The organism is Polaromonas sp. (assembly GCF_041689105.1).
GTDB lineage: Bacteria > Pseudomonadota > Gammaproteobacteria > Burkholderiales > Burkholderiaceae_C > Polaromonas.
Window position 1 is genome coordinate 18,440 of record NZ_JBDNGU010000091.1, and the last position, 26,029, is coordinate 44,468.

20 protein-coding genes are annotated in these 26,029 nt (G+C 62.3%); 2 read left to right on the forward strand and 18 right to left on the reverse strand.

Annotation, left to right across the window (positions count from 1 at the left end; genetic code table 11):
• Positions 1–14: 14 nt before the first annotated feature.
• The 14 genes from ACESMT_RS09410 to glyQ all read right to left on the reverse strand — a co-directional run bounded on the left by ACESMT_RS09410 (position 15) and on the right by glyQ (position 19,325).
• Positions 15–1,094: a chemotaxis response regulator protein-glutamate methylesterase gene (locus tag ACESMT_RS09410; protein WP_372826313.1), complete on the reverse strand. Its 1,080-nt coding sequence runs from the start codon at positions 1,092–1,094 to the stop codon at positions 15–17.
• Positions 1,091–1,744, reverse strand: coding sequence for a chemoreceptor glutamine deamidase CheD (gene cheD / locus ACESMT_RS09415; protein WP_372826314.1), 654 nt, complete (start codon positions 1,742–1,744; stop codon positions 1,091–1,093). Before cheD ends, ACESMT_RS09410 begins: the two co-directional genes overlap by 4 nt.
• Complete coding sequence (locus ACESMT_RS09420; protein WP_372826315.1) at positions 1,744–2,613, reverse strand: CheR family methyltransferase; 870 nt, start codon at positions 2,611–2,613, stop codon at positions 1,744–1,746. Before ACESMT_RS09420 ends, cheD begins: the two co-directional genes overlap by 1 nt.
• Positions 2,614–2,885: 272 nt before the next feature.
• Positions 2,886–4,055 (reverse strand): EAL and HDOD domain-containing protein, encoded by a 1,170-nt coding sequence (locus ACESMT_RS09425; protein WP_372826316.1) that lies wholly within the window; start codon positions 4,053–4,055, stop codon positions 2,886–2,888.
• 211 nt (positions 4,056–4,266) lie between these two features.
• Complete coding sequence (locus ACESMT_RS09430; RefSeq protein WP_372826317.1) at positions 4,267–5,466, reverse strand: EAL and HDOD domain-containing protein; 1,200 nt, start codon at positions 5,464–5,466, stop codon at positions 4,267–4,269.
• A gap of 229 nt (positions 5,467–5,695) precedes the next feature.
• Entirely contained in the window at positions 5,696–7,279 is a 1,584-nt protein-coding gene (locus ACESMT_RS09435; RefSeq protein WP_372826318.1) for an ATP-binding protein, read from the reverse strand.
• 43 nt (positions 7,280–7,322) lie between these two features.
• On the reverse strand, positions 7,323–7,964 hold the full coding sequence (locus tag ACESMT_RS09440) for a response regulator (RefSeq protein WP_372826319.1): 642 nt from the start codon (positions 7,962–7,964) through the stop codon (positions 7,323–7,325).
• Positions 7,965–8,071: 107 nt separating this feature from the next.
• A complete protein-coding gene (locus ACESMT_RS09445) occupies positions 8,072–12,778 on the reverse strand; it encodes a PAS domain S-box protein (RefSeq protein WP_372826320.1) in 4,707 nt (1,568 codons plus the stop codon).
• Between the two features lie 162 nt (positions 12,779–12,940).
• Positions 12,941–13,381 carry a response regulator gene (locus tag ACESMT_RS09450; RefSeq protein WP_372826321.1) on the reverse strand — a complete coding sequence of 147 codons (441 nt, stop codon included), beginning with the start codon at positions 13,379–13,381 and terminating at the stop codon, positions 12,941–12,943.
• Between the two features lie 140 nt (positions 13,382–13,521).
• On the reverse strand, positions 13,522–14,499 hold the full coding sequence (locus tag ACESMT_RS09455; protein ID WP_372826322.1) for a M48 family metallopeptidase: 978 nt from the start codon (positions 14,497–14,499) through the stop codon (positions 13,522–13,524).
• Between the two features lie 379 nt (positions 14,500–14,878).
• Positions 14,879–15,625, reverse strand: coding sequence for a lysophospholipid acyltransferase family protein (locus ACESMT_RS09460; RefSeq protein ID WP_372826323.1), 747 nt, complete (start codon positions 15,623–15,625; stop codon positions 14,879–14,881).
• Between the two features lie 70 nt (positions 15,626–15,695).
• Positions 15,696–16,265: a D-glycero-beta-D-manno-heptose 1,7-bisphosphate 7-phosphatase gene (gene gmhB, locus ACESMT_RS09465; protein ID WP_372826324.1), complete on the reverse strand. Its 570-nt coding sequence runs from the start codon at positions 16,263–16,265 to the stop codon at positions 15,696–15,698.
• 10 nt (positions 16,266–16,275) lie between these two features.
• Positions 16,276–18,417: a glycine--tRNA ligase subunit beta gene (gene glyS, locus ACESMT_RS09470; protein WP_372826325.1), complete on the reverse strand. Its 2,142-nt coding sequence runs from the start codon at positions 18,415–18,417 to the stop codon at positions 16,276–16,278.
• 2 nt (positions 18,418–18,419) lie between these two features.
• Positions 18,420–19,325, reverse strand: coding sequence for a glycine--tRNA ligase subunit alpha (glyQ, locus tag ACESMT_RS09475; RefSeq protein ID WP_372826326.1), 906 nt, complete (start codon positions 19,323–19,325; stop codon positions 18,420–18,422).
• 107 nt (positions 19,326–19,432) lie between these two features.
• Between glyQ and ACESMT_RS09480 the strand changes: the two genes are divergently transcribed.
• Both ACESMT_RS09480 and ACESMT_RS09485 read left to right on the forward strand, forming a co-directional pair.
• The gene (locus ACESMT_RS09480; RefSeq protein WP_372826327.1) at positions 19,433–20,308 is read left to right on the forward strand and encodes a bile acid:sodium symporter family protein; all 876 of its coding nucleotides are present in this window, start codon (positions 19,433–19,435) and stop codon (positions 20,306–20,308) included.
• Complete coding sequence (locus tag ACESMT_RS09485) at positions 20,289–22,049, forward strand: amidohydrolase family protein (RefSeq protein WP_372826328.1); 1,761 nt, start codon at positions 20,289–20,291, stop codon at positions 22,047–22,049. The genes ACESMT_RS09480 and ACESMT_RS09485 overlap by 20 nt, the downstream gene beginning before the upstream one ends.
• Before the next feature lie 78 nt (positions 22,050–22,127).
• Here the strand turns inward: ACESMT_RS09485 and lnt are convergent, their stop codons facing one another.
• The 4 genes from lnt to ACESMT_RS09505 form a co-directional block, all read right to left on the reverse strand.
• A complete protein-coding gene (lnt, locus tag ACESMT_RS09490) occupies positions 22,128–23,831 on the reverse strand; it encodes an apolipoprotein N-acyltransferase (RefSeq protein WP_372826329.1) in 1,704 nt (567 codons plus the stop codon).
• Positions 23,832–23,845: 14 nt separating this feature from the next.
• A complete protein-coding gene (locus ACESMT_RS09495) occupies positions 23,846–24,733 on the reverse strand; it encodes an HlyC/CorC family transporter (protein WP_372826330.1) in 888 nt (295 codons plus the stop codon).
• 160 nt (positions 24,734–24,893) lie between these two features.
• Positions 24,894–25,610, reverse strand: a complete 717-nt coding sequence (locus ACESMT_RS09500; RefSeq protein WP_372826331.1) for a GNAT family N-acetyltransferase — start codon at positions 25,608–25,610, stop codon at positions 24,894–24,896.
• 174 nt (positions 25,611–25,784) lie between these two features.
• On the reverse strand, positions 25,785–26,029 hold a 245-nt coding region (locus ACESMT_RS09505; protein WP_372826332.1), incomplete at its 5' end, for a hypothetical protein.

A 26,029-nucleotide genomic window follows, 5' to 3' on the forward strand; every position in this document is an offset into this window, starting at 1 on the left:
ATTTCTTCTTCGCCTTACACACGATTGGCCCGCTCGCCAAACGACCTCAGGTGAGCCACCACACGCTGGCTCATGTCTTGCATGGCGACCACTTCGCAGGCCGCGCCGATGGCGATCGCTTCACGCGGCATGCCGAACACAACGCAACTGGCCTCGTCCTGGGCCAGCGTGTAAGCGCCCGCCTGGCGCATGCGCAGCAAGCCTTCCGCGCCGTCGCGTCCCATGCCGGTCAGGATTACACCGATGGCGTTTTTTCCCGCATGCTGGGCCGCCGAATCGAACAGCACATCAATGGACGGGCGGTGCCGATTGACCGGTGCCGCCTGATCCACCACTGCCACATAGTTGGCGCCGCTGCGCGTCAGCGACAAATGGAATCCGCCGGGCGCAATGTAGGCGTGACCGGGCAAAATCCTTTCGCCATGTACCGCTTCCGAAACGGCAATGCGGCACAGGCCATGAAGGCGCTGCGCAAACGAATGGGTAAAGCCGGCCGGCATGTGCTGGGCGATCATGATGCCTGGGCTGTCAGGCGGCAAGGGTTGCAACAGCTCCCGGATCGCTTCCGTTCCCCCTGTGGAGGCGCCGATGATGATGAGTTTTTCAGTGCTCAGCAGGGGGCTGCGCAACAGCGGCGCTTCCGGCGCAATCGGTCCTGTCACGGGCGGGGTTCGTTTGGGCAGTATCCGGGCCGCTGCAGCCACGCGGATTTTGCCGGCAATCAGGTCGGTGTAGGCCAACAGGCCGTCGCGTATGTCCAGTCGCGGCTTGGTGACAAAGTCGATCGCACCCAGCTCCAGGGCGCGCAGGGCCGCCTCCGAGCCACGCTCCGTCAGCGAAGAGACCATCACGACCGGCATGGGCCGCAGGCGCATCAGCTTTTCCAGGAACTCCAGCCCGTCCATGCGCGGCATTTCGACATCCAGTGTCATCACGTCCGGGTTGTGCTGCTTGACCAGGTCACGCGCAACCAGCGGATCGGAAGCCGTCGCCACCACCGTCATGTCCGGCTGGCTGTTGATGATCTCCGTCATCAGGCTGCGTATCAACGCCGAGTCATCGACGCACAGAACGCGGATTTTTTTGATACTCATAAGGCCCACGTGTTGCGGGTATCCCGGCGCAGGATATCCGTATTGAAGAGTTCCACCCTTGCGCCCTCCCGTTTCCTGGCCAGGGTTCCGGCCAGCGCCAGCTCGTCTTTCTGCACCAGCAGCACATCGTTCTGTTTGACCAGCTTTCGCACGGTGACCCGGCCGCTTCCGGGAAAATAATTGATGCGACGGGGCAGGTCCCCCCGAAGATCCTGCGCCGCGATGCGCACCTGCTCCAGCTGGAGATAACGCAGCACGAAATCAGCATTGCGCTCGCCGATATTGAGCATGGTCATGTTGGCCAGCACGGCTCCGCCACCAAAGACCTTGGCTTCCAGGCGTTCCCGGCGCGCGCCGGCCTTGATCAGTTCATTGAGCAGCACCTCCATGGCGTAGGCACCATAGCGCATGGCCGCAGCCGAATCCCGGGTGACCGGGTCCGCATCGTTGGGCAGCATGAAGTGGTTCATGCCGCCTATCCCCGCCGTGGTGTCTCGCACGCAGGCAGACACGCAGGAGCCGAGCACCGTCGTCAGGACCATGTCTCTGGAGGTCACGTAGTACTCGCCAGGCAACAGCTTGACCGCCTCGACCCCGAACTCCCGATCAAAGTAGTGATGGCTGGCGACAGACTCCATGTCAGCTGACATCAGGCCGGTCCTTTGGTCGTTGCGGCCACCAGCTCATAGACTGTCTGTCCACGCAAGCGCAGCGTCTGGCTTGCAAATGAAAAGTTTTCCGAGTGGCCGGCAAACAGCAAGCCATGCGGCTTCATCAGCGGCACGAAGCGCTGCAGTATCTGATGCTGGGTCGGCTTGTCAAAATAAATCATGACGTTGCGGCAGAAGATGGCGTCGAAGGGCTCCTTCAAAGCCCAGCGGGGAGCCAGCAGGTTGAGCTGCGAAAACTTCACCATCGCGGCCAGCTCCGGCCGTACCCGGACCTTGCCGGCGTGCGCGCCCGAGCCCTTGAGAAAGAAGCGCTTGAGCCTCGCGGGGGAAAGCTTGCTGACCTGCTCCAACGTGAATACGCCAGCAGTCGCCTTGGCCAGCACCTGTGTATCGATATCAGTGGCCACCACACTGGCCGAGCCCGCCCGGCTGCCCAGCGCCTCGACCAGCGTCATGGCTATCGAGTAGGGCTCCTCCCCCGTGGAGGCCGCCGAGCACCAGACGCTGACCGGCTGCGCGCAACTGCGCACGTGTTCGGCCAACACCGGGAAATGATGCGCCTCGCGAAAAAAGGAGGTCAAGTTGGTGGTCAGCGCATTGGTAAACAACTCCCACTCGTCAGAGCCGGGGTCGGCCTCCAGAAAGCCGAGGTAGGCTGAAAACTCCCTCATCTGCAATTCGCGCAGGCGCCGCGCCAGGCGGCTGTAAACCATCTGGCGCTTCTGGGCCCCCAGCGCAATGCCCGCACGTTGATGAATCAAGGTCCGGATTCTGGAAAAATCATGGTCGGTAAGAAGGAAATCTGGCCCGGCCAAGGACGTCGAGGCAATGTAGGGTGTGTTGTTCATGAGTGTTTGTATCCAGCCTGCAGGCGGCGCCACCGGCGCGCCCTGAAGTCCTCCCGATTCCCAGGTGATCCGCGCACGTAAAGACCTTTCACGGCCGTGGCCTGCTCAGCGCGCCACGCACCAGATCTTTCACGCACTTCAATGTACACAGCGCGGGCCGGTCGCGATGCACCGAAAAACACGCAAAAAAGCCTCTTCTTTTCCTTATGCCCGCATTGGCGTTGTGTATGGACGCCACCGGCGGTCTGCGCGTGACCCCTTGCGAAAGACTTTTAGAATTTGGTGCTTTGCGCCCAAGCCAACGCGGACAGGTGCGCATTGTTGACGCGCACTGCGGTGAGAAAAAGGGCGTCCGCCAGATCCGCTGCACACCCGTCCTCATGCTCGCACGCCTCCGCTAGCAGCATGAAAGGCCCGTACTTGCCTTCACGCCCCAGCAGTGCTTGCACGATCGCATCCGGTAGCGCTATCTGGTTGAGCACCTTCGAAACAGGAACACCCAGCATCGGTCCGAGCAACGAAAACATGCCGACAACAAATAAATCGTCCGACTCTTTCCTGGAAAGCAAACCCTGCCCGAGCAGCTCCAACAACCGACCGCGAACCATCGCGGCCTGCACCAAGGCTGGGGAAAAACTCACCGTGCTGGCCATCGCCAGCCGGAGTGAAAGCCAGCGAAACAGGGGGCTGTAGCCCACCATCGCCACCGCATGTCGAAGTGACTGGATTTCGACTTTAATGCCGAAACTTGCCGAATTGATGTACCGGAACAATTTGTAGGAAAGGACAGCGTCGCTCTTGAGCAGCTTTTCAAGCTGCGGCACATCGGCGTTTTCCTGAACCAATTGCATCATTTGCAGAATCAGCGTCGCTTGAGAATTCAGTGCACCTGAAGCGCTCATCGTCCGCGGCGACCTGCAGAGCGCCTCAAAAAACACGGGGATGCCCCGTGCAGCACATGCTTCAAAGTCCGCCCAGTGGGCAGATTGCCCGGCCAGCACAGAAACAGCAGGGTGGTGCTGTGTGACATGGTGGGATACCTCGGTCAGCCTCAATACGTCCCCATGAACCTCGAGGTGCGTCATCAGGCGAAGCAGAGCTTCGTTGGCCTGCACAAAAGCCGGATCCACCCCGCGCAAGGCCAAACCGAAGCCTTCTTCGCGCAATGCAGCCAGCGCAGGATAATCGGCCTCAGACAGCGCCTCATGCTCGAGCACCCATACCGTGTTCTGTCCTGCCATCGCCTGTCGCGCACTTGCGGGCAAGACCAATGGATTGCCTTGCAGAAACACGGTGCCCGGCAAGGCGCCGCCAGACACCAGTTTGGCCAGCCCGGCAGCGCCCGTGAGGTCCTCTTTTTTCTGCCACGCCAGCTTGTAACCCAAAATCCGTTGTTCGGGATCGAGCAGCGGTGATCTCACCAAGTAATTGTCATCAGGCATCAGCGGTCAAAGCCATGTTGTGGAAACAGCACATCTGCGCCTTGCCCGCACCAGCAGCGCTGGCAACAGGCAACGGTCGTCCAACATGCACCTTAAACAGTAGCCACCATGGCGATTGGTGAAAAAAAGCGGGGACTGCCCGTCTCTTTTTTGAATGCAGCCCCCAGATGTCTCCATCATCCGTGACTCATCGGCGCGCAGCACGCGTGCCTCAAAGTTTGATGCCTTGCGCCCAGGCAACCGCTGAAAGGTGCGCCTGGTTGACATGCGTGTTCTTCATGGACAGGGCTTGCGCAAGTATTGCCGCGCCGCCGTCCTCGCGTTCGCTGGCCTCCGCCAGTGCCAGAACAGGGCCGTACAAACCTTGACGCGACTCCAGCGCCTGCGCGACGGCATCCGGCAACACCAACTGACCCAATACCTCCCTGACCGGGATTCCCAACAAACGATCCAGAAAGGAAAACATACCCACTACAAACAGGTTTTCCGCTTCCCTGCGGGAAAGAAAGTCTTGCCCAAGCAGCTCGGCAAATCGCCCGCGCACCATCGCTGCCTGCATCAGCGCCGGTGAAAATCCTGTGGTATTGGTTCTGGCCAGCAACAGCAACAACCAGCGAAACAGGGGCGCATACCCCAGCATGGCCACCGCATGACGTGGGGACTCAATCTCGACCTCCAGACCGAACCCCGCCGAGTTTATGTAGCGCAGCAGCTTGTAGGACAGTGTGAGGTCACTCTTGAGAACCTTTTCGACATTACGTATGTCCGCGTTCCCCTGCACCATCTGCATGAGCTGCAGAATCTGCTGCGCTTGCGGCGCCAATTTGGCCGGATGGCTGATCTGGCGAGGCGCCACACAGAGATTTCCGAAAAAGCCGCACGCGCCCAGGGCCGCACAATCTTCGAGCTCCTGCCAACCCGGGATGTCCTCCCCTACCACGCGCAACAGCTTCGGTCTTTGCTTGGCGTAGCTGCATATCTCCTTGAATTCCGGGTGGTCAAAGCAGGCCAGAACATAGCTTGCGTGGGACAGCAAAAGGTCGTTGGCCTTCAGAAAAGCAAGGTCCACGTTGCGTAACGCCAAACCAAACCCCTGCTCGCGCAGTGTCGCCGCCAGAACCACCTGCCCGGCATCAGCCATGTCCTCACTGTTCAGGATCAATACCGTCGTCGCGGGCAACAGGGTTTGCAACAGTTCGGCAGACAGTTCTGCCGGGGTCGCGTCCATAAACAGCAAGCCCGTCTTCATGTCGCGAACACCCTCGGCGACGAAGGCCAGCAGATCGCACGCGTCGGCTTCAGCAGACAAGGTATCTTCTGCGTTTTTTTGCCACGCAAGCCGGTAACCCGTGACCTGCTGTTTAAGGTCAAGCAACGGCGATCTGAAGAGATATCTGTTTTCGTAAATCAAGCTTTACGGCCAAGTGTAAGAACAAGGTCTCCCGTCTCTGCACAGCAAGGCAGACAGCGGAAACTCCATTGCGAACTATAAACAGGAAACAGCTGCCTGATTCCTGGAAAAAGCCAGGAATCGTCCTTCTGCTTACCAATTCAACAAACCGGATACTGCAGCGGCCACACGGATGGGGAGTCCGGAGCCCGCTGGGCTTGTCGGCCTGTTGGCGGCGGAATCGGCCCGCTCAATCCTGCGCTAGGGGCGTGTCCCCGATCCCTTTCGGCAGAGACAGGAAAAAACTGGCACCGGCGTCTACGGCGGTGGCCCAGACGGCACCGCCATGACGCTCGGCCACGCGCTTGACGATGGCCAACCCCAAACCGCCTCCCGGAAAATCTGCGGACGAATGCAGGCGCTGAAAAGCGGTGAACAGTTTGTCTACATAAGCGGCATCAAAACCGACCCCGTTGTCCGCAACCACCAGCACGCTGCGGTCTGGAGAGCCTCCTGGCGCCAGGGCGACCCTGATCCAGCCCTGCTCTTTTTTGGCGGTGAACTTCCAGGCGTTGTCCATCAGGCAGTCCATCGCGGTGACCAACAGATTTTTATCGCCGTACACCGGCAACGTCGGCGCAACCTCAAGCACCAGCCGCCGCTCCGGTTCGCGCCTGCGCCAGTCGTCGATCAGCCGGCGGCACACGGGCGCGAGGTCCACCGGCCCGGCGGCCATGGGCGCGCCCGGCACATGGGCCAGCATGCGCAAGTCGTCAATCAGCTTGGCCAGCTGGCGGGTGCTGGCGCGGATGCGCGCCAGGTAGTGACGGCCCGGCTCATCCAGGATGGCCGAATAACGCTCGGCCAGCGTGGTGGCAAAGCCATTGACAGCATGCAAAGGGACTTTCAGGTCATCCGACAGTGCCTGGGTGAAGGTGTGGAGTTCATGGCGGCCGCGCTGCAGTTCGGTGCTGCATTGCCCGATGCGCTGCTCCAGCGAGGCATTGAGTCGCTGCAACTGTACGTCCGCAAAGTGCCGCGCGCCCACATCCACCACGCCGACCAGCATGGCGGGCCGCTCGAACCACTGCACGGTGCTGCAGGCGAGTTCCACCAGCACGCGCTCGCCATTCATTTTTCTCTGCATGCACAGCCGCATCTGCTGCTGAAAACCCCCTGTCGGCAGCGAAGCCAGCCAGCTCGCACCCTCGCCGTCCGGAAAAAACGTCTCAAGGGTCGGTTCCGCCGGGGCGTGCTGCGCCATGCCGTAAAACGCGGCGGCGGCCTTGTTGGTCGCCAGAATCCGCCGGGAGTCGCCATCGAACAGCCACATGGCCTGGGGGTTGCCGTCAAAAAGGCTCTGGTTGCAAAACTCGCTGTTCTGCAGCAGCAGCAAAGCCTGGCGGGCTTCGGTGACATCCCTCATGTTGACCACCACCCCGCAGGCGTGCCGTTTCAGGCTGTACTCGATCCACTGGTCCTCAAACGCGTGGTGTATGACAAAAGCATGGGTGGAGCCGTCCCGCAGGGCCTGATCGGAAGCGCTACGGTGATTTTCGGCCACTGGCTCGGGGACCGTCTCCCAGAAACCCAGGCCCGCCAAGCTTGTCGTCGGCGACTGAATGAGCGTCCGGGCGAGGCTGTTGGCGGCCACAATGGTCGCACTGCCGTCCAGCAGGAGGATGCCTTGCGTCGCCAGCTCCAGGCCCGCCTGAATGGCATCGAGGCTGGGCGCCGAGCCATCGTCCGGGCTGGCGTCCCAGGCCCCGCGCTTGCGGCCCGGCCAGGCCATGGACCGGAGCCATGCCCGGAAAATAGCCAGTGGAGCCTGCAAGTTGTCCGCTCTCTTTCAAGCGCGTGCGCTGCCTACCGGCGCATCACCGCCATTTGCGGTTGGCCACCAGCAGGGCAGTCACATACCCGTGGAGCCAATCAAAGTTGATAGGTTTTTCAAGGTAATGCGAATTGGGCGGCAACCCACCCCTTTCTGCCACGGCCTCCTTGGGCAGGCCGCTGATCACCAGGATCTGCATGGCCAGCAGTTGCTGGTTGCGCTTCAGGGCGCGCAGCATCTCCATGCCGTCAACCCCCGGCATGTTCAGATCAGTGATCAACAGGTCTGGCCGCATACTGGCGATGTCCATCAGGGCTTCCAGCGCGGACGGCATGAAGCTGCAGTCCACCGCCATGTCCCATTCCTCGAACTGCGCCCTGTAGAGCTCGCGGGCGTCTTCGTCGTCCTCCACCACCAGCACGCTCAGGCGGCTGCGCGGGTCGGGATCGGCCTGCGCCAGCTGCGGGCTGTTTTTCTGCAGGTAAGCATTGATGGCCCGCAGTGACAGCCGGCGATGGCCACCCAGCGTTTTCCAAGCCTCAATTTCACCCTTTTCAACCAGCGACTGCACGGTGGCCACCGACAGGCCCAACAGCTTCGCGGCATAGGTCGTACCGCAGTAGTCGTCGCTTGAAAAGTCGTTCGTGGTGAAGGCACTCTCAAAGGTCTGGGAGTCGCGAGGCATAGGAATAACCTGAATAAGAAATTAACTTGAATTTAATAGATTTATTGGAATAAATCAATCAAATTGATTTTTGTCAGTTTTTCTCTGCTGGAAAGACAGGTACTTTTTTAGTCCTGGCGCAGCGCAACGGCACCCGGCAAGGTGAAAAAGAAAGTGGCACCCTTGCCGGGCTCGGACTCGGCCCACACCTGGCCGCGATGGCGACCGATCACCCGGCTGACTGTGGCCAGTCCCACGCCTGTGCCGGGAAACTCACTCACGGCATGCAACCTCTGAAAGGTAAGGAAAAGTTTGTCGGCATACGCCATATCAAACCCAGCGCCATTATCCTGGACAAAAAAGGCTGGCACACCGCTGGCATCTGCCTTGCGGCCCACGCTGATCACGGCATGCGCGCGTCGGGAGGTGAATTTCCAGGCATTACCCACCAGGTTTTCCAGAACGACGCGCAGCAATCGCCCGTCGCCGCGCGCCTGCAAGTCGTTTTCGATACTGATGTCTGCCACGCGCTCCGGGTCACGGCCGCGGCATTCACCGGCGATTTCGTGTGCGAGCGCACTCAGGTCCACCGTTTCCTCGCGCAATTGCATGCGCGAGACCTGCGCCAGTGACAACATGTCTTCGATCAGGCGCCCCATCTGCGCCACGCCGGCCTGGATGCGGGACAGGTAGTGCCGCACCTTCTCGTTGCTTTGGCTGGCATCAAGCTGCTTCGCCAACAAACGGCTGAAACCGTCCACCGTGTTCAGCGGTGAACGCAAGTCGTGCGACACCGAATAGGAAAAAGCCTCGAGTTCCTGGTTGGACAGGCGCAAGGCGCTCTCGATGGCCTTGATCTCGCTCACGTCTGCGTCGATGCCAACCCAGAACATCACGCTGCCGTTGTCGCCCCGCACGGGGGTGGCCCGGTAGGACATGGTGTGGTAACTGCCGTCCTTGGCCAACACTCGGCGCAGGCCCACATAGGGTGTCTGGGTAGCGCGCGCTGTCTGCCAGTTGGCGCTCATGTCGGGCAGATCATCTGGATGAACCACCGCCAGCCATTTGTGACCCATCCAGTCAGCGGGCGTGCCGCCCATCAGCTCATACCACTTGCGGTTCAGGTAAGTCACGCGGCCGTCGGTGTCCACGTTCCAGATGACCTGCGGAGCCTGCTCAGCCAGCGCCCGGAACAAGGCCTGTTGGCGCTCCAGCGCAGCGGTGCGCTCGGCCACTTTTTCCTCCAGGTTCAGGTTGAGTTGTTGAACTGTTTCGAAAAGCGTGGCATTTTCGATGGCAATCGAAGCCAGCTGGGCCAGCTCAATGCTGACATACTGGTCTTGCAGGGTGAACTCGCCCTCGTATTTATCGGTCATCTGCAGCAGCCCGATATTGCGCCCGTCGCGCCCTGTCAGCGGTACCGCCAGCCAGCCCCGCATAGGCGGCGACCCGCCCACCTGACGCACGGGTTCGCCGGTCTCGCGCCAGAGCGGCAACGCCTCGAGCTCTTCCTGCGTCAGGCGCATCGGACTGTTGGAATCGCAGACGCGTGAAGAAAGGCCGCAGCCATGGGAGAGCCTGACGAAATCCCGGCTGTGGGCATATTTGTCGGAATGCGACACGGCATGGATGGCCCTGGACAGCTCGCCTTCGCCCGCCAGGCTGACGATGGCCTGATGCGCACCCACCACCGCCCTGGCCTGATCCACCGTTTCCTGCATGGTCGCTTCCAGCGTCTGGTGGCCGGTGATGGCCTGGGTCGCGTCGGCCGCACGCTGAAGGGTAAACAGGTAGGCCTGTGCATCGTTCTCGGCCTTGACCTGGGCGGTCATGTCCAGGGCCACCACAAAACGCGCTGGCCGCCCCTCGTAGTGAACCAGGCGCGACACCGTTTCGACATGGAACTCGCTGCCATCCTTGTCCCGGTGCAGGCGACGGTTGACGTCGACGCGAAGGCCGCTGGCTATTTCCATTCTCAGCCGCCGGGCTTCGAGGTCGGAGCGGATATCAAAGATAGTCATGCCCAGAAATTCTTCGCGGCTGTAGCCATAACGCTTGACGCAGGCCTCATTGACCGCGAGGAACTGCTGACTCTGCGCATCCACCACCCACATCGGCGCAGGGGCGGACTCGAACAGCGCGGCGTATCGCTGCTCGCTGTTCATCAGGGCCTGCTCGGACTGCTTGCGCCGGGTGATGTCGCGCTCGACCGCCACGAAGTGCGTGAACACGCCCTTGCCATCGGCAAGGGGCACCATATCCAGGTCGAGCCAGAACTCCTCGCCATTTTTTTTGTAGTTGATCAGTTCGGCGCGTACCGGCTTCATTTGCCGCAACGCCTCGCCTATGCGGTCCAGCTCGGCACGCTGCGTGTTCGGGCCCTGCAGGAAACGCGGGGACCTGCCTAGCACTTCCTCGCGGCTGTAACCGGTGCGTCGTTCAAAGGCGTCGTTGACAAACACGATGCGCGGGCCGGGCTCCTCCGCAGGACTGGTCTCGGTGATGATGACGATGTCATTCAAGCGGGAAATGCTGGTCCCGAGCAAGCGCAGTTGCTCCTGCGCCTCATGCTTCTCGGTGATGTCCTGCAGTGCCCCCACCACGCGCGCGACCTTGCCGTCCTCCATCAGCGCCCGCCCCTGCGTTCTCACCCAGATGTGCCGGCCTTTGGCTGTCACCATCGGCAGCTCCAGATCCCAGGCAGTGCTGTGTTTTACAGCGGCCCGCGCTGCGGCCTCTAGGACAGGCTGCACCTCGGGCGCATAAAACGACAGGTCCATCGCAATGCTGATGGGGGCGCCGGCGTCCAGCTCATGGATCAGGTAGACCTGCTCCGACCACAGCATCTGCATCCCATCAATCACTATTTCCCAGCCGCCAATTTTTGCCATCTCCCCGGTCCGCCGCAGCATTGCGGTCGTGCGTGCCGCCGCCTGCTCCGCCAGTTTTCTGATGGTGATGTCCTGCACCACGCCGGCACGCAGGGTGGTGACGCCCGAACTGTCCGGAAACGACTCGCCGTGCTGGTGTATCCAGCGGGTCTGCCCGGCCGGCGTGACGATGCGGTACTCAACGTCCAGCGGCAGGTTGTCCCGCGTGGCCGCGTCCAGCTGACGCTGATAGTCCGCCAGGTCATCCGGGTGCATCAGCGTCGAGGTCGTATCCGGCTCGACCAAAAAGGTCTGCCGGTCTAGACCGAACAATTCATAAACCTCGTCGGACCACCACATTTTCCGGGTCGCCAGATCCCGCTCCCAGTTGCCAATGCGCCCGAGGCGCTGTGCATTGAGCAGTTTGCGCTGGACTTCGCTCAGTTGCTCGAAACTGCGGGTCTGCGCGATCTGCAACTGCGCGACCTGCGTGATATCGCTGAAGACCATCAATGCACCGACGACGCCGTCCTGGCCCCGCATGGGCCGGTAGCTGCAACTGATCAGGCGGCCTGCTGGTTCGCTCTCCTTGCGCACCAGGATATGCACGGGCCCGCCGCTCTCGCCCTGCAAAGCCCGGTGCAGGGGCAGCCGGTCAAAAGCATAGAGCGTCTGCGTGCCGGGCACAAACAGCCCCTGGCGCTCCGGCCAGCGCGGCGACAGGACCAGCGACATATCGTCGACAGCAAACAGCCGGGACGCGGTCTCGTTGATCAGCAGCAGCCGTCCGGCGACGTCCACCGCCATCAGGCCTTCCTGCATGCTGTTGACAGTCAGCTCCAGGGTGGCATACGCCTGCCTGCTGCGCGCCAGTTCTTTTTCGACATCGCGCTCGCGCTGCTCAAGCGAGTCGGCCATCAGGTTGAAGCCGGCGGCAATCCTTGCGAACTCCCCCTGGAGCCGGTTATGACCAAGCGGGATGCGCATATTGAGATGGCCGCCTTCCAGCTGGTGCGTGGCGTCGAGAATCTGCCGCATCGGCGCAACAATGAAGGCGCCGCCCATCAGCCACGCGATCCATCCGCCCAAAAAAGCGACCAGCGCGAGCGCACTCAGTTCCAGCCAGAGTTGGGTGCGGCTGGGACCCACAACCAGGTTGCGGTCCATGCTCACGGAAACGAAAACCGCTGTGTGTTTGTTGGTACTGCTGGGCATGAATGCCCACAGCCGGTTCTGCCCTGCGGCGTCCACGCCCTCGCGTACGCCGGTGCTCCAGTTTTTCACGGCATCCTTCAGCACCGGGCTGCGAACCTGGTCGCCGACCTGGGTAGACAGCCTGGGTTTTCCGGCGAGCAGGGCGCCTTCGCGATCCTGAATCCCCAGTGCGGCACCGGGGGGCAACTGGATGCTGGCGATCAATTTGGCCATCTCGACCAGATCGAAGGAGGCGAATGCCACGCCGATCACCCGGCCACCCGCATCCATCACCGGCTGGGCATAAGTGACGACCGGCTTGCCAGCCAGGCGCCCGAGGGCGTAGGTACCCACCACAAACCGTCGCTGTGCGAGCGCGTCCCGGAAATAGGGGCGGTCTCCGAGAAAGACCTTTTTCGCACTGCCCACGGCATGGCAGCGGGTGTAACCGTCCAGGCCGATGATGCCCAGGTTGGTATATTCGGGAAGGCTGCGGGTCAGGCCTGCGACATAGCGGTCACAGTCGGAGGTGCCGCCCTCCTGCATGCCCGGCAGCGAAGCAAGCAGGGTGAGTACCTGGCGGGCGGAGTCGGCAACGTGCACCTGGCTGGCTGCCGCCAGCGACGCGGCGAACTGGAGGTTGTCTTTGGCCCGTTCCACCTCCGCGTCGGCGTTGTGCAGGGCCTTGACGAGGGACACCCCGAACAGCGGAACAATCGCCACGACCACCAGCATGACGATACGCGCGCGCAAACTGATCCTGGCCTTCATGGTGCTTTCAGCAATGTTGATTGCCCCGACTGTAAGTCACGCCGCGATGGCGGCGCACAGGCAGGCCAGCTACAGCCAGGCCGCGCCAGCACTGAGCAACTGGCGGGCAGCGGACAGGGCATGCCGGTCCAGAAAACGTGTCCCCCCCGCCGGGGTCAAAGCTCACGCCGTGGCGATGGACTCATTGACCCTGAGCCAGTACTCCTGCAGGCGGCTCAGTTTTTCAGTGAACTCGCCAAAGTCCACGGGCTTGCGGACGAAGCCGTTGGCTCCGCTTTGGTAACAGGCAATGATGTCGGACTGCTCGCTGGAAGAGGTCAGCATGACCACCGGCACCAGTGCTGTCAGCGGATTGGCGCGCACGCTGCGCAAAACGTCCAGACCCGACAGCTTGGGCAACTTCATGTCCAGCAGAATGAAGGCCGGCTGTTTGTGCGTGTCGCGCCCAGCATGCGCCCCCTGGCCAAACAGGTAGTCAAGTGCCTCGGCGCCATCACGCGCGGTGACGATGGCCGTGTCTGCACCCTGCTCTTGCAACGTGAGGACCGTGAGTTCCAGGTGGTCCGGATTGTCTTCAACGACGAGGATGGGGTTGTCATTCATAGGACCTTCAATGCGCTTATTATTTGCAGGTTGTCATTTTCATCATATTTATCATATTACAGAAATTCACAAACTTGTCCAGCCGGACCCTTGGCTACTCCCTTTTTACTCACGTCTGCCTTTTTGGTCCCAAAACCTGCTCACCATCTTGGGACAGCCTCGTCTTTCAACTGGCTGCGCAGCTCGGCGTAGTCAGGGACCACGGTGCGCACTGTATCCCAAAAGCGCGGGCTGTGGTCCATGACGCGCAGATGGCTCAGCTCGTGGACCACCACATAGTCGATCACCGACGGCTTGAAGTGAATCAACCGCCAGTTCAGGCGTATCGCGCCATCGGCGCTGGCGCTGCCCCAGCGGGTGCCGGCGCTGCTCAGGCTCAGTTTTCGCCATTGCACACCCAGATGCGGCGCAAAGTGGTTCAACCGCTCGGTGAAGACGCGTTTGGCCTGGCGCATCAGCCAGGCCTGCACCGAGTCGCGAATCTGCTCGGCCGTGGCATCGTGCGCCAAACCGATGTGCAGGCTTTTCCCGGGCGCGGCCGGGCTACCGTCGGCGTCTGTGACCCGGAGTTCGCCACCGATGCCTGCGAAGGTGTGCCGGGCATCGATCAACACAGTCACCGGCTCTCCCAGGAAAGGCAAGGTCGCGCCGTCGCGCCACTCGATACGCGCTGCCTCCAGCCGGTCGTGGCGGGCCCGGGTCTCGTGCAACTTGCTGACAATCCAGCCTGTTTTCTCCAAGACGGCCTTGTCGATTTCATACAGCGGCACCCACTTGGGCGCGCTGACGACCAGCCCGTCGGCGCCCACCGTAAAACCGATGGTGCGGCGCTTGCCGCGCCGGAACTGGTAAGCCACCACCGTGTCGCCGAGCAGCGCTTCGCGCGTGGCAGCCGGGTGGCGGTAGGTGGCGGGAGCCAGCACCTGCCGCAGCGTCTGCGCCGGCAGCAGGTCTTCTGTGCGCAGTGGCGCTCTCTTTTCAGGAGCTGCCTGGGCAGGTGTGGCAGGGGCTGGAGTCCGATTTGGCTGGATTTTCCCGACTTTGCGCGGCTTGCCGGGCAGCGGCGCCGGTATCTCGGTGCCAAACAGGTCAAGCGTGAACTGAAGAAGCCTTTGCATCACGGCAGTTTAGCGCCGTCGAACGCAGCGCAGTGCGCGAAGCGACAAGCGTGGGGGCGAGGGACCCTCTGCCTGACTCGCGCCGTGCGCGGCGGGCCTTTTGCGGGATGAGCCGTGAGGCGCCAAACCCAAGGCAAGGCTTTCTGCCTTGCCTGGTTTTGTAACGAAGCGCTGGCAACCGCGGTCGCGGTTGCAGCCCTTTGAGCCCATGGGGTATGCACGGCCTTGGCCGTACGTAGCCCGCAAAACCACGCCCCCGAAGGGGTTCGGACCAAAACGGGCGCTTTCCTCACCAAACCCCTTGCGTGTGCTTCAGCACACGCTGCACGGTGTTGGCGAGCAAATCTCCCGTTGTGGATCCGAACGCGCATGGCGGGAGTCAGGCAGAGGGTCCCTGGTAAGCCTCGGGGTCGAGCCGGCGCATTTCGGCTTCTATCCAGGCCTGCACTTCCTGCATCAGCTCTTCAGGCTTGCGGCCGACGCTGCTGATCGGCTTGCCGATGGAGATGTCGACAATGCCAGGCTTTTTGATGAAGGCCTTGCGCGGCCAGCACTTGGCCGAGGTCACGGCAATTGGGATCACCGGCGCGCCAGTTTCAATCGCCAACCGGGTGCCGCCGGTTTTATAAACGCCCTGCTGCCCGCGCTCGATGCGGGTTCCTTCGGGAAACATGATGACCCAGACGCCCTGGCTCATCAGGCGGCGGCCCTGCTCGACCACCTTGTTGAAGGCCTGCGCGCGCTGGCTGCGGTCGATATGGATCATGTCCATGCGGGCCATGGCCCAGCCGAAAAACGGCACGTAGAGCAGCTCTTTCTTGAACACATAGGCCAGCGGGTGCGGCATCAATGTCGGCATGGAGAAGGTCTCCCAGGTGCTCTGGTGCTTGAGCAGCAGCACCGCACCGCTGGTTTCGGCAGTGGGAAGGTTTTCCATGCCGGTCACCCTGTTCTTGATACCCAGGATGACTGTGCCGCCGCTGACGGCCAGACGCAGCCAGCCCGCGCACATCCAGTAGATCTGGGTGCTGCTGCCGAACAGCGAGAAAACCAGGACGGCCAGCGCCCATGGAATCACCGTGACGGTCATCCAGAGCAGGTGCAGGATGGATCGGATCAGGGGCATGATGGGTGTTCCCGGTGAGGTGGTGTGTGTTTGAGGGCTGCGGCCCTTGCATCACAAGGGCTGACAGCTATTATTTTTGTAGCGGTCCAGCGGTGCTGCGGCTCAGGATGAACTCGACAAACGCGGCCAGGTCCGCATGCAGCTGCGTGCCCTGCGGGAGGCCCTCGGGTTGTCCGCCGTCCTTGTAAGCCGCCGACTTGCCGGTCAGCACAAGATGGGGCTCGCAGCCAGCTGCAGCGCCGGCAAGCAGGTCACGCACCGAGTCACCGGCCGTGGGCACACCCTTGAGCGGCACGCCGAAACGCGCGCCTATCTGCTCGAACAGGCCGGGCAGCGGTTTGCGGCAGGTGCAGCTTTCTTCCGGGCTGTGCGGGCAATAAAACACCGCGTCCACACGCCCGCCCACGGCACCCAGCATCTTGTGCATCTTGGCGTGCATGGCGTTGAGCGAAGCCACGTCGAACAGGCCCCGGCCCAGCCCCGACTGGTTGGAGGCGATCACCACATGCCAGCCGGCATGGTTGAGCCGCGCAATGGCCTCCAGCGCACCGGGCAGCGGCATCCATTCGTCCGGCGTCTTGACGAAGTCTTCACTGTCGGCGTTGATGGTGCCGTCCCGGTCGAGGATCACGAGTTTCATGGTGTGTCGCTTAGCTGGCGAGTTTGGACAAGTCAGCCACGCGGTTCATGGCCTCGTGCAGACTTTTGAGCAGGCCAAGACGGTTCAGCCGCAGGTCGGCCTGCTCGGCGTTGACCATCACGCTTTCAAAAAAAGCGTCCACTGGCTCACGCAAGGCAGCCAGGGTTTGCAGCGAGGCCGCGTAGTCGCCGGCGTCGAACTGCGCACTGGCCTGAGGCGCCACCTGCTGCATCGCGGCATACAGCGCTTTTTCGGCGGGCTCCTGCAACAGCAGCTCGCTCACATGGGCATCGACGCCATCGACCTTCTTGAGGATGTTGCTGATGCGTTTGTTGGCGGCTGCCAGCGCTGGGGCTTCAGGCAGGGCCGCGAAAGCGCGCACAGCGGCAAGGCGTCGGGGAAGGGTGGACCACAGGCCAAGCTTTTGCGCATAAATCGCCGCGTCGACCTCAGGCACCGAATAACCATCGTCGCGCAGATAGCCTTTCAGGCGCTCGATCAGGAACTCGTCCAGTTCGACGGCCTTGTCCTGCAGCAAGCCGCCAGAAAAGACACCAAAAGCCAGACGGGTGAGCTCGTGAAACTGTAGCGGAAGCTCACGCTCGATCAGCATGCGCACAACGCCCAGCGCATGGCGGCGCAACGCGAAGGGGTCCTTGTCGCCAGTCGGCAAATTGCCGATGCCGAACATGCCGGCCAGGGTTTCGAGCTTGTCGGCGAGCGCCACCACCACGCCGACCTGATTGCGGGGCAACTCGTCGCCGGCAAAACGCGGCTTGTAGTGGTCTTCAATCGCATCGGCCACATCGACAGCCAGACCGTCGTTGAGCGCGTAGTAACGTCCCATGGTGCCCTGCAGCTCGGGAAATTCGCCGACCATGTCGGTCACCAGATCGGTCTTGGCGAGCTGCGCCGCCTGGTCGGCTTGCAGTGCCAGGGCATCACCACCGAGCTGCTGGCCAATCGCTTTGGCAATCGCGCGCACACGCGCCACGCGTTCGCCCTGCGAGCCCAGCTTGTTGTGATAAACCACTTTGTCGAGCCCCGCCACACGCGACGCGAGCGTTTTCTTGCGGTCCTGGTCGAAAAAGAACTTGGCATCGGCCAGGCGCGGTCGCACCACACGTTCGTTGCCGCCAATAACGGCGCTGGCGTCCGCTGGGCTGATGTTGCTGACCACCAGAAACTTGTTGCTGAGCTTGCCCGAAGCCTCCAGCAGCGGAAAGTACTTCTGGTTGGCCTTCATCGTGAGGATCAGGCACTCCTGCGGCACGCCCAGAAACTCTTTCTCGAACTCGCAGACCAGCACGTTGGGGCGCTCGACCAGTCCAGTGACTTCGTCGAGCAGGGCATCGTCGTCAATCGCCTTGACACCGCCGCCGACCCTGGCAGCCGCGGCTGCCAGTTGCTTTTCGATTTCTGCCTTGCGGTCAGCAAAGCTGGCGATCACTGCGCCGTCTTTTCTCAAAGTTGCGGCGTAACTGTCGGCGTCTTGGAGGATGACGGGATCAACCGCTGCCTCGAAACGGTGGCCGTGGGTGCTGTTGCCGGCCGTCAGGCCCAGCGCCTGGACATTGACGACTTCACTGCCATGCAAGGCAACCAGCCCGTGGGCGGGACGGACAAATTTCACGTCGCTCCAGCCATCGGCCAACTGGTAGGTCATCACCTTAGGGATCGGTAAATTTTCAATCGCATGAAGAAGCGCTCGCTGCAAACCAGCCCGGATATCAAAACCACTGGCAATGCTACGCATGAAGAGTGCCTCTGCTTTCCCTTCGCCTTCGAAATACAGTTGATCCGGTCCATCTCCCACAATTGGCCACTGAGCGACTAAGGCGACACAACGCGGATTGCTTGCTGCTTTCTTGAGCAGCGCCTGCGTTGGCGTTCCATCCACGTCAAATGCGGCAGACTTGGACATGAGCTTGGTCACCAGCGGTTTGTCGGGCGCTTGTTTGCAAACAGAAGTGACATGCGCAGCGAGGCGGCGCGGCGAAGCAAACACGCTGAGCACCGACTCCGCCACGGTCAGGCCCTGGGCCTTGAGCTGGTCAAACAGCACACCGGCAAAAGCTTCGCCGAGTTTTTTGAGCGCCTTGGGTGGCAGCTCTTCCACAAACAGCTCAACCAGAAGGTTCTTCGTCGTCATGTTCAGGCAGCCTTCTTCGTCATCTGTTCCACCCACTCGCGTGGCGCCATGGGGAAGCCCAGGCGCTCGCGGCTTTCGTAATAACTTTGTGCCACGGCGCGCGCCAAATTGCGGATGCGGCCGATGTAGGCGGCGCGTTCGGTCACGCTGATCGCGCCGCGCGCATCCAGCAGGTTGAAGCTGTGCGCAGCCTTGAGCACCTGCTCGTAGGCCGGCAGGGCGAGCTGCACGGTGATCAGGTGTTTGGCCTGCTTTTCGTGCGCGGCAAAGGCGGTGAACAAAAAGTCCGCGTCGCTGTGCTCGAAGTTGTAGGCCGACTGTTCCTTCTCATTTTGCAGGTACACGTCGCCGTAAGACATGCTGTCGGTCCATTGCAGGTTATAGACGTTGTCCACACCCTGCAGGTACATCGCGAGGCGCTCCAGGCCGTAGGTGATCTCGCCGGTGATGGGTTTGCAGTCGATGCCCCCGACCTGCTGGAAGTAGGTGAACTGCGTGACCTCCATGCCGTTGAGCCAGACCTCCCAGCCCAGGCCCCAGGCACCGAGGGTCGGGTTCTCCCAATCGTCCTCGACAAAACGAATGTCGTTCTTCTTCAGGTCAAAGCCCAACGCTTCGAGCGAACCGAGGTAAAGCTCCAGGATGTTGGCCGGCGCCGGCTTGAGCACCACCTGGTACTGGTAGTAGTGCTGCAGGCGGTTCGGGTTCTCGCCGTAACGGCCGTCTTTGGGTCGGCGGCTCGGCTGCACATAGGCGGCTTTCCAGGGCTCGGGGCCCAGCGCTCTTAAAAACGTCGCAGTGTGCGACGTACCGGCGCCAACTTCCATGTCGTAAGGCTGCAGAAGCGCGCAGCCCTGCGCGTCCCAGTAGGACTGCAGTTTCAAGATGATTTGCTGAAAGGTCAACATAGTTGGGGTGCGCGCGGCACCAGGCCGAAAGAAGAAGTCAATACGAGCCTGAGCCCGCGAAAACCCTTGATTTTACGGAGCTTTCACCGGGTTACCCTCAAAAGGCCATGACCACACAACAACTGATCCTGACCCTGGTCCTGGCGACCATGGTTTTTTCCGTCGCACTTGAGCTGCGCATCGAGGACTTCAAGCGCGTAGCGCAGACGCCCCGCGCGGTGATCTGCGGGCTGATTCCGCAATTCATCCTGCTGCCGGTGGGCACCTGGGCGGCCACGCTGCTGCTGGACCTGCCGCCCAATGTCGAGGCCGCGATGATCCTGGTGGCGGCCTGCCCCGGTGGCAGCCTGAGCAATGTGATCACCCACCTGGGGCGCGGCAACACGGCGCTGTCGGTCAGCGTGTCGGCCGTGGCCAGCGTGATTGCGCTGTTTGCCACGCCTTTCAACTTCAGCTGGATGATCGCCACCAACCCCGGCACAGCGGCCTGGATGCGCGAGCTCAGCATCGACCCCTCCGGCATCTGGCTGAGCCTGCTGCTCTTGCTGGCCGTGCCCATGAGCCTGGGCCTGCTGTTTTCGCACCAGCTGCCCACGCTGACGGCGCGCATTCGCAAACCGCTGGGTCACTTTGCCCTGATCTGCCTGCTGCTGTTCATCGTGGCCGGGCTGATCAAGGAGCGCCAGCTGCTGACGCTGGGCCTGCTGCCCACGCTGCTGATTGTGATGGTGCACAACGCCTGCGGGCTGTTTTTCGGCTGGGCTACCAGCGTGGCCATGCACGTCAGCGAGAAGGATCGCAGGGCGGTGATGATCGAGGGCGGCATGCAGAACTCGGGGCTGGCGCTGGGCATCATTGGCGTGCAGTTCAACAGCGACCTGGGCATGGTCACACTGGCCAGCCTGTGGGGCATCTGGCACATCGTGAGCGGCCTGGCCCTGGTTTATTGGTGGAGAAGAAAAGATGCTCGATCTCCTGGTTAAAGGCGCCACTGTGGTGGACGGCAGCGGCGGCGAACCCTTTGTGGCCGATGTCGGCGTACGGGACGGCCGCATTGTCGAAGTCGGAACCATCGCGGATGCCGCACGCGAAACCGTGGATGCTCGCGGCCTGTGGCTGACCCCTGGCTTTGTCGACATTCATACGCACTACGACGGCCAGGTCACCTGGGACGAGAACTTCACGCCCAGCATCTACCACGGCGTAACCACGCTGGTCATGGGCAACTGCGGCGTCGGTTTTGCGCCGGTGCGCCCGGGCCACGAAGACGACCTGATCAAGCTCATGGAGGGCGTGGAAGACATTCCGGGCGCAGCGCTGCACGAAGGCATACGCTGGGACTGGGAGAGTTTTCCGCAGTACATGGACGCGCTGGAGAAAACCCCGCGCAGCCTGGACTACCTGGTGCAAGTGCCGCACGACCCGCTGCGCATGTACGTCATGGGCGAGCGGGCGGTGGCCAAACAGACCGCAACGGCAGACGATATTGCCGCCATGCGTACGCTGCTGCACGAGGCGCTGCAGGCCGGCGCCGCAGGCTTCAGCACCGGCCGCAGCGACAACCACCGCACCTCGGAAGGCAAGGAGACGCCGGCCTCTGAAGCCAGCGTTGCTGAACTGACCGGGCTGGCCAGCGCGTTTGAAGGCATCGCACATGGCGTCCTGCAGGTGGTCAGCGACTTCAACTTGCTGCAGGGCCCGCAAGGCTTTGACGCTGAATTTGACCTGGTCGAACAACTCGCGCGCGCCAGCGGCAAGCCCTTGTCGATGACCTGGCTGCAACGTGACCCCGGCGGCGAACAGTGCGAGGCGATACGCGCCCGCGTTGATGCCGCCGTGGCCGCCGGCCTGCCGCTTTATCTGCAGGCCGCCGCGCGCGGCATCGGCGTGATCAACGGGCTGGACGCCAGCTTTCACCCCTTCATGGGTTTTCCCGGCTACAAGGACGTCGCCCACCTGCCGCTGGCTGAACGCGCCGCCGCGCTGCGTGAGCCGGCGCGCAAGGCGCGCATCCTGGCCGAGAAGTCGGAACGTCTGGCGGGCGACGGCACCGCGATTCCACCCCTGGTGGATATTTTGCTGGCACGCATCGACATGATCAGCGGCCGCATGTTTGCGCTGGATGAAGAGCTCAATTACGAGCCAACCGTGATGCAGAGTTTTCTGGTGCAGGCCAAACAGCGCGGCATCACGCCGCTGGAGGCGCTCTATGACCACCTGGCCGGCGGCGACGGCAGCCACCTCATCTATTTCCCGATCTTCAATTACAACAATGGCTCGCTGGACGCGGTGCGACAGATGCTGGACCATCCGCGCGTGTTGTCCAGCCTCAGCGACGCCGGTGCGCACGTGGGCACCGTCTGCGACGCGAGTTTCACCACCTTCATGTTGACGCACTGGGTGCAGCGTCGGGCCGAGGGCAAGCTGTCACTGGCGCAGGCGGTGGAGATGCTGACGCGGCGCAATGCGCGCTACCTCGGCCTGACGGACCGCGGCGAGATCGCGCCCGGACTGCGCGCCGACCTCAATCTGATTGATCCACAGCGCCTGAGCGTGGGCACGCCGACGCTGGTGCGCGACCTGCCGGCCGGTGGCAAAAGGTTTTTACAAAAGGCCAGGGGTTATGTCGCCACCTGGGTGGCGGGTGTGGCGGTGCAACGTGAGGGCGATATCACCGCCGGGCGCCCCGGCCGGCTGGTGCGTATGGGCCTGCCTTCACGCTGACTTGGTAGAAAAATCCGGCTCAAGCCCTTATATGACGGTTACAAGCAGCTATTGTTTTAGTAGCATCCAGTTGACCGCTCAGCGGCGCCGACGGCGTGCCACCCAGGCCAGCACCACCACAAAGGCGGCGCCCAGCCAGAACGGCCAGAGCCCGAAGCGTGACACCCACTGCACATAAGGCGTGAGACCGTTGCGCCCCTCGACCTCGCCAACCAGCACGCCGCGCGTGTGGCGGGCCAGTGCATGGGTGACCTTGCCCGTGTGGTCGATGATGACGGTGGCGCCGGTGTTGGTGGCGCGGATCATTGGTCGCTCGAACTCAAGGGCGCGCATGCGCGAGATGTTCAGGTGCTGGTCAATCGCCACGGTGTCGCCGAACCAGCCGATGTTGCTCACGTTGACCATCATGGTCGGCGCCGTGGCGGCGTCTGAAAACGAGACGGCCAGCTCCTCGCCAAACAGGTCTTCGTAGCAGATGTTGGGCGCCAGCCGCTGGCCCTGCCACTCGAAAGAGGCCTGGCCGAGCGCGCCGCGGCTGAAATCGCCCAGCGGGATGTTCATGAGGTCGATGAACCAGCGAAAGCCTGGCGGTACAAACTCACCAAACGGCACCAGGTGGTGCTTGTCGAAGCGGTAGGTCGGCGCCGCGCCAGAGGTCAAAGCGCCCACGCTCGTCGCTTCGCGTACTTCGCTGCCCCCCGAGGGGGCGGATTTTCCTTGGGGCGGCCCGGCGGAAAACGGCTTGATCCCGACCACCGCGTTGGCATACCCGGCGCTGTAGCTGCCCATCGGAATGCCGATCAGCGCAGCCTGCGCGCCCGAGGAAAAACGTGCTTCCAGCGCACTCCAGTAGCCGGGCGGTAACTGCCCGGACAACAGGGGCAGCGCGGTTTCCGGCGTCACAACCAGCGCAGTTCTGGCGTCCTGCAACTGCTCGCCGTACCAGCGCAGCGCGGTCGCCAGGCCGGTGCCGGGCTGAAATTTCTCGTTCTGGGCAATGTTGCCCTGCAGCAGGGTGACCTGCAGGCTGCCTGCCGGTGTGGAGGTCTGGCGGCCAGCCACCAGCGACACCGCGACGATCACCAGGGCCATCATCGGAAACAGCAGCACCTGGCGGCGCGACTGGCCCCAGCCCGCCAGGCCAGCCGCCAGAAAGGCGGCCAGAAAAGTGATGCCATGCACCCCCACCCAGCGCGCGTAGTCGTCGAGCCAGCCGTTCAGGTGGGCGTACCCGGCTTCGCCCCACGGAAAGCCGGTAAAAAACTCGACCCGCGCCAGCTCGGCAAGCAGCCACAGGGCCGCAAACACCAGTGCGCGCCGGGTGCGCCGCGCCGGGGCCACGGTCACATACAGCGCGCAGGCCAGTGCGTAATAAGAGGCCAGAAAAACCGCCAGCCCGATGACCGCCAGCACGGCCAGCGGCGCAGCCAGCCCGCCATAGGTGTGCAGTGAAATGAACAGCCACCAGAAAACGCCGCACAGCCAGGCGGTGGCAAACAACCAGCCAACCTGCAACCCCTGCCCGAAGCGCCTGCATCCGTCAAGTTGCCAGGCCAGCGCGCCCAGCGCCAGCAGCTGCAGCCACCAGACCGGCCGACCCTGCGCCAACCCAAAGGCAAAGGGCCATGCAAGGCTTGCTGCATGGGCGCCGCCCGCTATCACTACAAGAGCCAGCTGCAGCAGCGACAAACCCTTGCGCTGGCGCGGATAGCCGATGTGCTCCAGCAGCGCCGGCAAGGTGGGCAGCTGGGACATCAGGCTGTCAATGGTCTGCTGTCCCATGCTGCGCGGCCTGCCTATCGGGCGGCGGGGACCACGGGGACGGCTGTGTCGGCTGCGGCGGAGAAGGGCGCGACCTTGAACCAGCGAACGGCGCCGCCTTTGGTGTGCAGCACGGTGAACTGCAGGCCGTCCAGCACATGGGTTTCGCCGCGTTTGGGCACGTGCCCCATCTCGTGCGCAACCAGGCCACCAATGGTTTCGAAATCGTCGTCTATCAGCTTCACACCGAAAGCCTCACTGACGCGGTCTATCGAGGTGTCGCCGCTGACGCGATAGCTGTGGTCGGTCAGGCCGAAGATGTCGCCGTCGTCCTCGGCAATGTCGAACTCGTCCTCGATCTCGCCGACGATTTGTTCGAGCACGTCTTCGATGGTGATCAGGCCGGCCACGCGGCCGAACTCGTCGATCACGATGGCCAGGTGGTTGCGGTTGCCGCGAAACTCGCGCAGCAGGTCGTTCAGGCCCTTGCTTTCAGGCACAAACACCGCCGACCTGAGCAGCGCGCGGATGTTGAGCTCAGGCGCGCGCTGCAGCTTGAGCAGATCCTTGGCCATCAGAATGCCAATGATGTTTTCTTTTTCGTTTTCATAAACGGGAAAACGCGAGTGGGCGGTGTCGATGACGAGGTGCAGCAGCTCGTCAAAGGGCGCGTCGATGTTGACCGCGTCCATGCGCGGCGCGGCCACCATCACGTCGCCGGCCGTCATGTCGGCCATGCGGATCACGCCCTCCAGCATCTCGCGGCTTTGCGCGCCAATGACGTCGTTGTCCTGGGCTTCGACCAGGGTCTCGATCAACTCGTCCTTGGAATCTGGCCCCGGGTGGAGCATCTCTGCGAGCTTCTGCAAAAAGCCGCGTTTGTCTTCCGGTCTGGAAGATCTACTGGGGGGGGCGTCGGACACGGGCGGTGTTCGGTAGTTGCGAAGCTGACAAGGATAACGTACTTCGATTGCAGGTCATGCATCGCGAAAGATAACTAGTTGCGGACAGGCTGTGTTGACCAGCCGGGGCTGCGGATCGGGCTTTGCCAGTCCGTAGGCGAAGCGAGCGAACATGGGGGCTCTATAACCTTCGGCTGTCGCGCACACCGCGCCGCACTTCCTGCACCACCGCCAGGATGTCCCAGAACTGTTTGGCCTGCACCTTGAGGCGGTAATCGGTCTGGGCAATCTGTTGCTCGACGATCTCGGTCATGCGCGAGTCCAGGTCAGCCGGGGGTAGCTTGAGGTAGGCCTCGCTTTCGGAGCCGTCGCGCTCGATCACCGCGCCGGCCTTGCGGGCAATGTTGAGCATGGCGGTGTTTTCGCTGAGGGCGTGGATGAACATCATGCTCACGCCTTCGTTACGCGCATGTATCACGGCGCGGTCAAACAGGCGGGCACCGTAGCCGCGCCCGCGCGCATGCGGCAGGACCGACACGCCGAACTCGGCACAGCTGGTCAGCTTGGGGTCCACCGACAGGGCCAGGTGGGCCATGGCGATCAGCTCCAGCTTGCGGTTGTAGATGCCGAAAATCTCGTCGCGCTCGAAATTGAGGCCGGCAGCATAGCGGTGAATCTGCTCGTCGCTGGCCGCGTAGCCAAAGCGCAGATAACGGTCATGCGCAGCCAGCGCCAGCAGGTGCTTTTCAATACGCTCGCCATGGCTCGGGCCGATGGAGCGAATGGGCACCATCACGGGCGCGCGGTAGGGCGGGCGTTCGCTGTCCTCCGCAGGCGCGCGGAAGAACTCCTTGCCTGCGTTCAGGGAAGCCTTGAAGAATGTGCCGGGGGTGACCATGGGTTCAATATAAGGGTTTTCCCTAGAATAGCCAGCCTGCAGGGCATTCTTGCCGGGCCCGACAGTGCGAAACCTCCAACTACAAGGCAAATTAGCCTTTAGCCCTTGCCAGTCGGGCACAAGCAGCTATCAAAACAGGAGCAAATAAAGCCCCTGCGTCCTTCAGGGCAGGCTTTACACCACGCCGAAACCGGCAGTTCCCCCTAAATTCATCCCGATTAGGCACTTTGAATGCTGCAAAAACAAGGGTCCGCCGGTGGCCCCTAGGAGCCTGTCGGGCTTGGGAATCGTCGGCTGCAAATCGACCGCAGCGGTCCATTTTTCACCGTCTTTTTGTCCCATAGCTGGGCTATGGGTCTGCAAATCCGGCAAAAACTGTCCTCGCTGGGCCCGATTTTCGCTCTCGACGCCCCAAGTCC

What these genes read in the sequence shown, in the direction of transcription:
- ACESMT_RS09410 (WP_372826313.1), bottom strand. Translation starts at nt 1,094, where the DNA reads ATGAGTATCAAAAAAATCCGCGTTCTGTGCGTCGATGACTCGGCGTTG.
- cheD (WP_372826314.1), bottom strand. Translation starts at nt 1,744, where the DNA reads ATGTCAGCTGACATGGAGTCTGTCGCCAGCCATCACTACTTTGATCGG.
- ACESMT_RS09420 (WP_372826315.1), bottom strand. Translation starts at nt 2,613, where the DNA reads ATGAACAACACACCCTACATTGCCTCGACGTCCTTGGCCGGGCCAGAT.
- ACESMT_RS09425 (WP_372826316.1), bottom strand. Translation starts at nt 4,055, where the DNA reads ATGCCTGATGACAATTACTTGGTGAGATCACCGCTGCTCGATCCCGAA.
- ACESMT_RS09440 (WP_372826319.1), bottom strand. Translation starts at nt 7,964, where the DNA reads ATGCCTCGCGACTCCCAGACCTTTGAGAGTGCCTTCACCACGAACGAC.
- ACESMT_RS09445 (WP_372826320.1), bottom strand. Translation starts at nt 12,778, where the DNA reads ATGAAGGCCAGGATCAGTTTGCGCGCGCGTATCGTCATGCTGGTGGTC.
- ACESMT_RS09450 (WP_372826321.1), bottom strand. Translation starts at nt 13,381, where the DNA reads ATGAATGACAACCCCATCCTCGTCGTTGAAGACAATCCGGACCACCTG.
- ACESMT_RS09455 (WP_372826322.1), bottom strand. Translation starts at nt 14,499, where the DNA reads ATGCAAAGGCTTCTTCAGTTCACGCTTGACCTGTTTGGCACCGAGATA.
- ACESMT_RS09460 (WP_372826323.1), bottom strand. Translation starts at nt 15,625, where the DNA reads ATGCCCCTGATCCGATCCATCCTGCACCTGCTCTGGATGACCGTCACG.
- gmhB (WP_372826324.1), bottom strand. Translation starts at nt 16,265, where the DNA reads ATGAAACTCGTGATCCTCGACCGGGACGGCACCATCAACGCCGACAGT.
- glyS (WP_372826325.1), bottom strand. Translation starts at nt 18,417, where the DNA reads ATGACGACGAAGAACCTTCTGGTTGAGCTGTTTGTGGAAGAGCTGCCA.
- glyQ (WP_372826326.1), bottom strand. Translation starts at nt 19,325, where the DNA reads ATGTTGACCTTTCAGCAAATCATCTTGAAACTGCAGTCCTACTGGGAC.
- ACESMT_RS09480 (WP_372826327.1), top strand. Translation starts at nt 19,433, where the DNA reads ATGACCACACAACAACTGATCCTGACCCTGGTCCTGGCGACCATGGTT.
- ACESMT_RS09485 (WP_372826328.1), top strand. Translation starts at nt 20,289, where the DNA reads ATGCTCGATCTCCTGGTTAAAGGCGCCACTGTGGTGGACGGCAGCGGC.
- lnt (WP_372826329.1), bottom strand. Translation starts at nt 23,831, where the DNA reads ATGGGACAGCAGACCATTGACAGCCTGATGTCCCAGCTGCCCACCTTG.
- ACESMT_RS09500 (WP_372826331.1), bottom strand. Translation starts at nt 25,610, where the DNA reads ATGGTCACCCCCGGCACATTCTTCAAGGCTTCCCTGAACGCAGGCAAG.